Origin of the sequence: Thermobifida cellulosilytica TB100 (assembly GCF_001517975.1) — a bacterium.
GTDB classification, from domain to species: domain Bacteria; phylum Actinomycetota; class Actinomycetes; order Streptosporangiales; family Streptosporangiaceae; genus Thermobifida; species Thermobifida cellulosilytica.
Map to the genome: position 1 here is coordinate 1 of NZ_KQ950191.1, position 9,380 is coordinate 9,380.

Sequence of the window (9,380 nt, forward strand, 5' to 3'; positions counted from 1 at the left end):
GTCATACTGGTCTGCATCGGGTCCCTCCACGTCAGGGGTCCGTGTCGCCCTCACCGGGTCGCAGCCGGTGGGGGCTTCTACATGTCCGCCGGTTTATGGCTGGACATAACCGATTGTGTAGGCTCCCCTCTAGTCCGTCAATATGGCTGGACCTATCATTAGGGGCAGAGTGATCTACCGAAAGGGCCGGGAGATGAGATGACCAGCAGATACCAGCAGATAGCGGACGATCTCCGCGCCGCGATCCTCCGCGGCACCTACGCCCCGGGGGAGACCATCCCGCACCAGACGGATCTCTGCGAGACCTACCGGGTGTCCCGGTGGACGATCCGCCAGGCGGTCGCGGTGCTGGAGCGCGAGGGCCTGGTGACCCCCGTGCGACGCCGGGGCACAGTCGTCCGGGACCGTCGCACGGTGCGGTTGCCCCTGTCCCGGTACGGTGCGGTGCTGTCCCCCGGCGGGGAGCGCGGACCGTGGGAGACGGCCTGCGAGCGCCAGGGCATCGACGGGCGGGCGGAGCTCGTCGGGGTGGAGCGGCTACCGGCCCCTAGCGACGTCGCGGAGCTGCTGGAGATCGACGACGGCGCGCCGGTGGTCTACCGCCGACGGCACATGTGGGCGCGCGCCCAGGTGGCCCAGGTGCAGGAGGCATGGATGCCTGCGGACATCGCGGACGGCACCCCACTAGCAGGGACCGGGAAGGTCGTCGGGGGCGTATACGGGGAGCTGACGCGGCTGGGCCACGCTCCGGCCTCCGTGACCGAGACGGTGACCGCACGACTTCCCACTGCTGAGGAGGCAGCAGTCCTCGGCCTTGGTGGGACTCCTGTGCTGGCCTTGGAACGCATCACCCGCGACCGCCAGGGCGTCGCGCTGGAGCTGCTCCGCGCGGCAGCCGACGCGGACCGGGTGGCGTTGACGTATGAAGACCTGCCCCTGCCCCTGTCCCTGTAACAAACAGCCAGCCCAGGCGTGCGCCTGGGCTTCTGTGGACAACTACGAATGGCAGCGACACAGGTCGCCAGAGTGCGGCATGATGACGGACGAATGAGAAGAGGGCCGGAGCGCCAACTCCGACCCTGATCACGAAGAGTTCCCAGTGCGCCTGCGGCCTGCAAACCTGGCGCTCTGGGCCTACCGACCGGCTGAGCCGGTCTAGAGAGGCCCCGATGACTACAGCGACGAAGTCACAAATCCCTGCGTGCGCAGGGCGAAGGAGGCTCCCTTGCCTCCGATGATAGATCCCCCCGGCGACCGTGTGGAGACGCGGGGCACAAAGTCCCCCCAAACCCACCCCGAAGCCGTGGGTGCAAGCCCGTCCGAAACCCCGGCGGCGGGGCGCCTTGGTAGTACAGGGGGCAGTACTACCCGCGCAGGTCAGCAGGGTTGTGGCGGGGGGGCTGCGTCCAAGAAGGGGTTTGGTTCCAAGCCCCGGGACGAGTGGCGCGCGGAGCTCCGAGACGAGGCGTGGCGGCTCCAGGACGTCCTTCGCGAGATCACCCGGGACAAGGCGGCGCGTGACTGCAACCACGCGCCGGTAAGCGGCGGCGCGACCCTCGTCGCCGGGGGCGGCGGTGCGCGCTACACCGGGTTGGCCACCTGCGGCAAGATCCACTTGTGCCCCGTGTGCTCGGGACGCATCCGAAGTGCGCGCGCCGTCGAGATGGAGGCTTACGTCGAAGCGTGGGAGCGCGCCGGGGGCGGTGTGGTCCTGGCGACGTTCACCCTCCGGCACTACCAGCGGCATGGGCTGCAGGACCTGGTCAAGCTCCAGCACGCGGCGTGGTCCCGGGCGTTCGGGGCCAAGGCCGGGAAGATGTGGGTCCGTCTCAAGGACGAGTTCGGCATCGTCGGCTACGCCCGTGCATGGGAGGTCACGCACGGGGCGAACGGCTGGCACCCGCACTGGCACGTGCTCGTGTTCGTCGCGGACCCCTGGTCGGAGGAGCGCGCGGAGGAGTTCCGAATGGCGGCCTACGCCCGGTGGGCTGCTGCTGTGGCTAAGGAGGGCGGCTACCTGCCGTCGGAGAAGCGCGGGGTCCGGATCGACGTTCCCAACGGTGATGACAGCGTTGCGATGGCCCGGTACCTGGTCAAGGCCGACAAGGGTGTGAGCTGGCGGCTTGGGTCCGAGCTCACGCGCGCCGATGCGAAGCGGGGCCGGAACGGGCGGCGAACGCCGTTCGAGATCCTCGGCGACACCGCCGACGAGTCCCGGACCGAAGCGCAGCGGGCGGCCGACGTGCGGCTGTGGCACGAGTACGAATCGGCGTCCCACGGCGTCCGGGCGCTGTGGTGGTCCACGAAGATCCGGGACGAGCTGGCGAAGCTGACCGAGGTCGACGAGCGCACCGATGCGGAGATCGCGGCGGAAGTCGACGAGGACGCGGTGCCCATCGCAGTCGTGCCGTCGGCCACCTGGTATGGGCACATCGTGACGGTCCCGGGGCGCAAGTTAGCGCTGGTCCAGGCGGCAGAGCGCAACGGCCAGGCAGGGGTGCGCTGGCTCATCAAGCAATGGGGACTGCAGTGGGGTCGGGATGTCCTACCGCCTCCGACGGTCGACTACGTCGATGACGAGGAGGCAGAGCGGGATCGAGAGCAGCGGGCGCGCTTGGACGCGAGGGAACGCCCCGCAGTGCGGCCGGAGGCGCGTCTCCCAGTGGGCCGGGCCACCGAGGTGGCACCGGAGCCTGAGCGGCCGTCTCAGGGCGTGCTCGTGCCGGAGCCGCCGCACGTCGCAGACCTCGACGTGCTGGCGGCCATGTGCCGCGCGAACCGGGCGCGTGCGGAGGCTGGCATCGCCAGGCTCAGGGAGCGGGGCCTGCTGGCTCCGGTAGCAGCAGAGCCGAAGGCATGATCCTCCCCTGCCTGTACGGCGTACAGGCAGGGGCTCCTTCTTCCCCGGAGTGACGGATGATCATCGGGTTTCTCCAGCCGACGGGCGTCGTCGGCCGTATCTCTCGCCGGAGCGAGAGATACCTTTGCTCTGTGCCGGTGGACATGGGTGCGCCCCGACCACCGGGGCGGTCGGGGCGTGGGGTGGTGGGGTCAGATCCAGCGGCGGCGGAGGTGGTCGAGGATCTCCTCCTCGTCGCGGATGTTGGCCTGCAGGACGCGGATGTCGGCGTCTCGGTCGTCCAGCTCGGTGCCGGATCCGGTGACGTAGGCGGGGTTCTGACCGAGCCACAGTCCCAGGCCGTGGCGGATGACGTACTGGCGGGATCGGTGCGCGGCGATCTCGCGTCGCCAGGCGGCGATCCGCTGTTCGGAGTGTCGGATCTCCTCGTCGCGCTGCTGTCGGCGGTGACGCAGCCAGCCGATGACCACCATTAGAACTCCTCGGGCTGGTTGGGGTCGTTGACGATCAGGACGCCTCCGGCGGCGGCGTAGCGGCCGGGGGGGATGGGGGTGCCGTCGGCGTAGAGGCGGCCCTCCTCGTCGCTGGACAGCACCTCGAACTCCAGCACGGGCAGTCCGCGGGCGATCTCGTCGGCGGTGCGCGGGTCGACCAGCACGGCGGCCAGGTGGTCGCGGTGGGCGATGCCCTGGGGGCCGGCGGTGGCGGCGAGGCGGCGGACGGTGGACCAGTCGGCGCGGGCCTCGCGGACGCCCCACGCTCCGGCCAGCGTCAGGCCCACGGATGTCAGGGCGTCCAGGGTGACGAGGGCGGCGTCGGGGCGGCCGTCGGCGGTGATGGTGATCGGGCGGCCGGTGTCGCGGACCTGGGCGGCGAGGGTGCCGAGGCGGTCGCGGGCGTCGGCGGCGGTGACGGTGGTCATCGGGTCCTCCGGATGCGGTTGGCGATGCGCTCGGCGACGAGGAGGTCGACCTGCACGTCGCAGATGACCAGCTCGCGCTCGACGGCGAGCATGAGCGCGTCGGGGTCGGTGGTGTCGTAGGCGTCGAGTTCGGCGGCGAGGTAGGCGATGTCGGCGGGGGCGAGGTGGATGTCTTCGGCGGCCAGGGCGTCGGTGAGGGTGCGGAGTCTGGGGTCGGGGGTCACGGTGGTGTCCTCTCAGGTGGTGTGTACGGGCGTGTACACATCACGTAGTGTACAGCGTCGTACACCTATGGGGAAGGGGTTCCGGAAAGTCGCCTCGTCGCCTCGTCGGCGCGTCAGCGCACGGTGGGGCGGTGAGCCATCCCGTCTGCCGTCGTCCCACGCGTAGCGCGACCGTGCCGACGTCGGGCCTGCCACCGAGGGAGCGCAGCGACCGAGGCGTGACCCCCGGAGCGGGGTCGGCGGAGCGCAGCGGAGCCGGGCCTGCGGAGGGGGTTGGCGGGCCTGGCGGCGGTGCGGTAGGTCTCCGACTGGGGCGGCGGTGGGCGGGATGGCGGGAGCCCCCACAGGCCACGGTCAGCCCTGAGTGCTCCCCTGCCATCCCGGAGCCGGAGGCCCCCGCCGGAGGCATCTGGCGTCCACCACGGGCGTCCCGGCGGCCGGGAGCAGACCGTTGTGTCGGGCGTCGGGGGCCGGTCTGACACCCCGGGGTGCCCCGGCGCGGGGTTACAGGTCAGGGGGTGTCTGACAGGTGTCTGACACCCGGTCTGACACCTCTCTGACAGGGGGTCTGACACCTCTCTGACACCGGGTCTGACACATGGGTGCGCCCCCCGCCGAACTGGTCGACGAGGGGCGCGTGGGGTCGCGGCTACGCGGGGACGGGTTCGCGGTCGGTGGCGAGTTCGTACTCGCCGCCGTCGTGGTGGAGGAGGCGGCCCTCGGCCTCCAGGCGCTTGAGCTCCCCCAGGAGCCACGCGCGGCTCCGCTGGAGCCCGGAGGACCGCAGGGCGCCGAGGAGCTCAGGTGCGCGGAACCGGCTGTGGCCCTGGTCGGCCCAGAGGTTCAGCTGTGCGTCTAGGCGGGCGCGGGCCTCCGCAGCGGACTCGCGGGAGCGGGGCGCCGGCCCGAAGGCGAAATCCTGCCCTCCGGGGGGCATCTCGATGGGGTCGTCCAGGGACGGGGTGGGGATGTCGGGGTCGGGGTCGGGGGTCTGGTAGGTCACGGCGGGTTCCCCGTCGTGGTCGGCGGCGGTGGTCACGGTGTGCTCCTGGTCCTGGTGCTCGTCGGCGGCGACGAGGGCGTCCTGCTGGGGCTCGGTTCCGGCGCGGCGGAGGTGGTAGTCCGCGTAGGCCTGCCCGAACGCCTCTCGGGTGACCTCGTCGAGCTTGGCATCCTGATCAGGCAGGGACTCAGCCGCGGCCGACAGGACGACGTTCTCCTCGGCCGTCTGCGTGCTGGGCGGTCCGTACATCTTCACGGCCAGGGCGTGGCGTTCCGGGGGCGCGGACTCCACGGCGGCGTAGGCCGCGCCCGGGCGCGATTTGCGCCAGTGGTGCGGGGCAGCGCCCGCCTCGGTCACGTAGTCGGGCAGGGCGAACCGGGCGTCTGCCTCGTCGCGGACACCGAAACACACCCCGTCACCCAACTGTGCCCGTGTGTCGGTGTCGATGTTGGACCAGGTGGCGCGCTGCAGGCTGATCTCGAAATGGATGCCCGTGCTGCGTGCGGTGCGCAGGAGTTTCACCAGCCGGTCGAGGTCGGCGAGGTCGGCGGCCTCCTCCAGCTGGACGTGGAGCAGGGTCAGTCCGCAGTCCCTGGTCCACCCGGGGAGCCCGCGCTCTCCCAGGTAGTTGGCGCGCGCCGTGACGGCGCGCTCCAGAGCCGCGAGCATGGCGTGGGCCTCCGCGCGGGTGGTGGCGGCCCAGCCGATCGCTCTCCGGATGGGGCCGATGGTCTGCGATGACTTGGACAGGTCAACGCACATTACAAACGTGTCGCACCTGGCGGCGACCGACACCATTTTGATCTTGCCGTAGACGGACTTCCCGGCGCCCGACATGCCGACCACCAGCGTGTGCCGGTTGTCGACCTCGTCGGTGAATGGGGTGCCGTCCTCGTAGACGCCCAGGGTCAGGGGCGCGTCGGCGATGGACGTGCCGACCTCGTCGGGGTCCAGCCCGGGCCAGGGGATGAGCTGGCCCATGACGTCCTGCGTGGTGATGATCAGCGTGGCGCGGCGGGCGCGGGACGGGTCCGGGATCACCCGCACCGCGCCGGGCGCGACGTCGTAGGCGCTGGCGAGCTCGTCCCGCCGTCCCTGGAGACTGTCGACCGTGCTGCCCGGGGGGACGGTGACCTCCGCGCGGATCTGCGTGTCGGTGCGGGCCACGACGCGCATGCGCACGTCACGCAGGCCCAGGAGCTGGCAGACCTCGCGCCACGTGGGCATAGGGCGGTCCCACACGGTGTTTCCGGACCGGCCTCCGCTCTGGTTGCGCTGCCAGGTGTGGATGTTGATCAGCCCGGACAGCGCGGCCCCGCCTACGACGAGGAGGTCGACCCAGGGGCGGCCGACCCCGGCGATGGTGGCGGTGGCCATCCAGGCGGTGATGCCCCCGGCGGTGGCGGGGGCGACGAGGGCGGCGTACCAGGTGCGGGCACGGCACAGTCGCCAGGACAGCCAGGTGACGCAGGCCCCGGCCGCGGTGATGCCGGTGGCGGCGAGCCCGGTGGTGAGTCCGGCGTCGCCCCAGGCCAGGTGTGCGGCCCATCCGGCGGGGATCAGTCCCACGGTGGTGGCCCACGGACGCAGGTAGGCCCCAATCCCGGGGCTGCGGCGCTTCACCTCGTCGGGCCAGGCGATGAGCTCTTTCTCCATGTCGGGTCCTCTCAGGTGATCGGGTCTCGGTGCGGGGCAGGGGGCGCGGCGGCTGCGCCCCCGGGGAAGCGGCTCAGGACTGCAGGTTGATCTGCTTGCCCCTGCGGCGGCGCTGGCCCATGTGGTCACCGAAATGCGTCCTCAACGAGGACCAGGTCTTGCTGGCGGCGATGCCGACCTCCCGCGTGGCCTCGGCCGACCGGCGCAGGTGCTTGGCGACCTGGCGGGCGCGCCGGGCGATGACCACGCCGGTCTCCTCGTCTCCCGCGGGCGGGATCGCGCGCAACCGCTGCTCCAGGTCGTCGGCCGCGAACTCCAGCTCTACGGCCAGAACCTTGCATGCGTTGCGCAGCGTCACGATGTAGCGCTGCACGTCGGATGCGGCGTCGAACTCGATGCTCGACAGGTCGGCGACCAGGCGCTGCAGTCCGGGGGTGTCGGGACGGGGGGGCTCAGACATTGGCGTCCTCTTCTCGGGTCGGGCGGGTGATGACGACGGCGATGACGCCGCGGCCGGGGCCGTGGCGGCGGGTGCGGGCCTCGGCTGCGGACGCGCGCCAGGCGCGGCCCAACCAGGCGGCGGTGTCCTCGGCGACGCGGATGAGGGGGCGCCGGTCCAGCACGGCCGCGACGTAGGCGTCCGCGAGAAGGACCAGGCGGCTGATGAGGTTGCCGATGGCGGCGATGCGGGTCCGGCAGTCCATCACGCCCCCCACGACGCGAGGTCCAGGCCGGGCAGCGCGGGCTGCTCCGGCGGCGGGGCGACCTGGTCCAGGTGGCGGCGGCCGTCGCGGCGGGCGCCACGGCGGGTGGCGTGGGTGGGGCTCTCCCACCCGCAGGTGCACGCGGAGTAGTAGCCGCGGGTGTAGTCGTCCCGGTAGCGCGTCACGGTGGTGGTGTGGATCATGACTCCCCCCGGAGGTCGCGGCGGATGCGCCGGATCGTGGACTCTGCGAGTCCCGTGTGGGCGGCGATCTCACGGGTGCTCGCGTCGGGGTAGGCGACGAGGTACGCCTGCACGCGCGCCCGGTTCCGCTCGCCCTCCCGGCGGCGGCGCTCCGAAGCGGGCAGCCGCTCGGTGTCCTCGTCGCTGTCGTGCGATCGCATGCGATCAGATGCGCTGACCTGGTCGGACTCGTCGGGGGCGCCCGTGGGAGCGCCGGTGAGAGCGGGGACGAGCTCGGTGCGATCGCCCGTGTGATCGGACGGGCGCTCGTGTGAGCGGCGCAGGTACTCGGCGGCCTCGTCGGCGATCGCGTCGCCGACCACGGCCAGGGCGTCGCCGGTCGCCGTCGTCGACGGCTCGTCGACGAGGACGACCTCCTCCTCCTCGGTCGCGGTGCGCTGGTCGATGCGGCGCAGCAGCGCGGCGGTGGCGGTGGCGGCGCTGATCTCCACCAGCCACGACAGCGCAGCGAACGCGGCGCTACCCACGCTCGCGACCGCACCCACCGGGCCGGACCCGAGGGACGACCCGATCACGGACGCCAGCAGCGGCAGTGCCACCAGGGTTCCCAGGGCGACGCGGACCGGGCGGCTGAGTGCCACGCCGGTGCGTGCCAGCAACCCCGACCAGATGATTGCGGCGGTTGACATGCCGGTCAGCGCGACCTCCGCCAGGTAGCCGATGCCCGTGGGCGCGCCCGGGTAGTAGGTGCCGACCGCGGCCTCCAGGCCCATCGCCGACCCGACGGAGAGCGCGAGCGAGGCGGTCAGGCAGAGGGAGGTGAACCGGCGGCGGGAGCGCACGACCGACAGCACGGTCAGCGCGGGGTCGGTGGCGGCGCGGGCCTGGTCGACGACGGCGGCGGCCCGGACCGCCTCGTCCTCCTGGCGCTCCCGCTCCCGCTGGGCGCGGAGCACGCGGCGGTGCTCAGCCTCCAGGCGGGCGCGCAGCCGCTCGACCTCCAGGGCGTCGGCCAGCTCGCGGGTGGCGGGGTTCAGCCGCGGGTCGGCCAGGAGCTGCTGCTCGGGGACGGACGCCAGCGCCTGAGCCTGGCGGACCTGCTCCTGCAGGGCGGCCACCACGTCGGCGGTGGCGGCCTCACGGTTGCGGCGACGGCGGATCATCGGCGGGTCCTCCTCCGGATCGGTCGGTTGGTCGTGACGACGAGGGCGACTCGGGTGCGGGACAGGCGGCGGAGCCGCTGGCGCACCCGGCGGACAGCGGCGGCCGCACGGATGTAGGCGGCGGTCAGCGCGATTCCGGCGGCCGCCGCGAGGATCACAGGCCCGAGCAGGTCGGCGCTCATGCCGCCGCCTCCCCGGACTCTGCGGCGACCTCGTCCAGGAGGTCGTCCAGGATGTGGCGTGCGGCGTCCCACCGCGCGGCGGTCTCGGCCGGGGTCTCACCCGGCGCGGCGACCCACAGGTCCGGCAGGGCGCGGGCCGACACCAGCGCCAGCGGCAGCAGGCGCGGGGCGCTGCTGGTCCAGTCGATCTGGCCGCAGCGGGAGCATGAGGTCAGGGTTCCTACGGTGATCCACGCGTGCGGGGGGCAGGTCGACTCGGCCGCCGGGCGCGAGCGCGTGCCAGGGTTCCAGGGGTAGGTCATACTGGTCTGCATCGGATCTGTCTCTTATACACATCTGGGTCGGGGGTCTGGTAGGTCACGGCGGGTTTCCCGTCGTGGGCGGGGGCGGGGGTCACGGGGGGGTCCTGGTCCTGGGGGTCGTCGGCGGCGGCGAGGGGCGTCCCGCTGGGGCCCGGTTCCGG

General features: G+C 72.4%; 12 protein-coding genes. 2 read left to right on the forward strand and 10 right to left on the reverse strand.

The window, feature by feature from the left end:
* The first annotated feature begins 198 nt into the window (after positions 1-198).
* Both AC529_RS19145 and AC529_RS19150 read left to right on the forward strand, forming a co-directional pair.
* Positions 199-954 (forward strand): GntR family transcriptional regulator, encoded by a 756-nt coding sequence (locus AC529_RS19145; protein WP_068758739.1) that lies wholly within the window; start codon positions 199-201, stop codon positions 952-954.
* Between the two features lie 280 nt (positions 955-1,234).
* The gene (locus tag AC529_RS19150) at positions 1,235-2,860 is read left to right on the forward strand and encodes a protein rep (protein ID WP_068758740.1); all 1,626 of its coding nucleotides are present in this window, start codon (positions 1,235-1,237) and stop codon (positions 2,858-2,860) included.
* A gap of 191 nt (positions 2,861-3,051) precedes the next feature.
* Here the strand turns inward: AC529_RS19150 and AC529_RS19155 are convergent, their stop codons facing one another.
* The 10 genes from AC529_RS19155 to AC529_RS19200 all read right to left on the reverse strand — a co-directional run bounded on the left by AC529_RS19155 (position 3,052) and on the right by AC529_RS19200 (position 9,231).
* Complete coding sequence (locus AC529_RS19155; protein WP_068758741.1) at positions 3,052-3,333, reverse strand: hypothetical protein; 282 nt, start codon at positions 3,331-3,333, stop codon at positions 3,052-3,054.
* Positions 3,333-3,782: a type II toxin-antitoxin system Phd/YefM family antitoxin gene (locus tag AC529_RS19160; RefSeq protein ID WP_068758742.1), complete on the reverse strand. Its 450-nt coding sequence runs from the start codon at positions 3,780-3,782 to the stop codon at positions 3,333-3,335. Before AC529_RS19160 ends, AC529_RS19155 begins: the two co-directional genes overlap by 1 nt.
* Positions 3,779-4,006 (reverse strand): hypothetical protein, encoded by a 228-nt coding sequence (locus tag AC529_RS19165; RefSeq protein WP_068758743.1) that lies wholly within the window; start codon positions 4,004-4,006, stop codon positions 3,779-3,781. The genes AC529_RS19160 and AC529_RS19165 overlap by 4 nt, the downstream gene beginning before the upstream one ends.
* Before the next feature lie 649 nt (positions 4,007-4,655).
* Positions 4,656-6,665, reverse strand: a complete 2,010-nt coding sequence (locus AC529_RS19170; RefSeq protein ID WP_068758744.1) for a type IV secretory system conjugative DNA transfer family protein — start codon at positions 6,663-6,665, stop codon at positions 4,656-4,658.
* A 73-nt stretch (positions 6,666-6,738) separates the two neighbouring features.
* The gene (locus tag AC529_RS19175; RefSeq protein WP_068758745.1) at positions 6,739-7,125 is read right to left on the reverse strand and encodes a hypothetical protein; all 387 of its coding nucleotides are present in this window, start codon (positions 7,123-7,125) and stop codon (positions 6,739-6,741) included.
* Complete coding sequence (locus AC529_RS19180) at positions 7,118-7,369, reverse strand: hypothetical protein (protein WP_157080294.1); 252 nt, start codon at positions 7,367-7,369, stop codon at positions 7,118-7,120. The genes AC529_RS19175 and AC529_RS19180 overlap by 8 nt, the downstream gene beginning before the upstream one ends.
* A complete protein-coding gene (locus tag AC529_RS19185; RefSeq protein ID WP_068758747.1) occupies positions 7,369-7,572 on the reverse strand; it encodes a hypothetical protein in 204 nt (67 codons plus the stop codon). Before AC529_RS19185 ends, AC529_RS19180 begins: the two co-directional genes overlap by 1 nt.
* The gene (locus AC529_RS19190) at positions 7,569-8,735 is read right to left on the reverse strand and encodes a hypothetical protein (protein WP_068758748.1); all 1,167 of its coding nucleotides are present in this window, start codon (positions 8,733-8,735) and stop codon (positions 7,569-7,571) included. Before AC529_RS19190 ends, AC529_RS19185 begins: the two co-directional genes overlap by 4 nt.
* Positions 8,732-8,917 carry a hypothetical protein gene (locus AC529_RS19195; protein ID WP_068758749.1) on the reverse strand — a complete coding sequence of 62 codons (186 nt, stop codon included), beginning with the start codon at positions 8,915-8,917 and terminating at the stop codon, positions 8,732-8,734. The genes AC529_RS19190 and AC529_RS19195 overlap by 4 nt, the downstream gene beginning before the upstream one ends.
* Positions 8,914-9,231: a hypothetical protein gene (locus AC529_RS19200; protein WP_157080295.1), complete on the reverse strand. Its 318-nt coding sequence runs from the start codon at positions 9,229-9,231 to the stop codon at positions 8,914-8,916. The genes AC529_RS19195 and AC529_RS19200 overlap by 4 nt, the downstream gene beginning before the upstream one ends.
* Between the last annotated feature and the right edge of the window lie 149 nt (positions 9,232-9,380).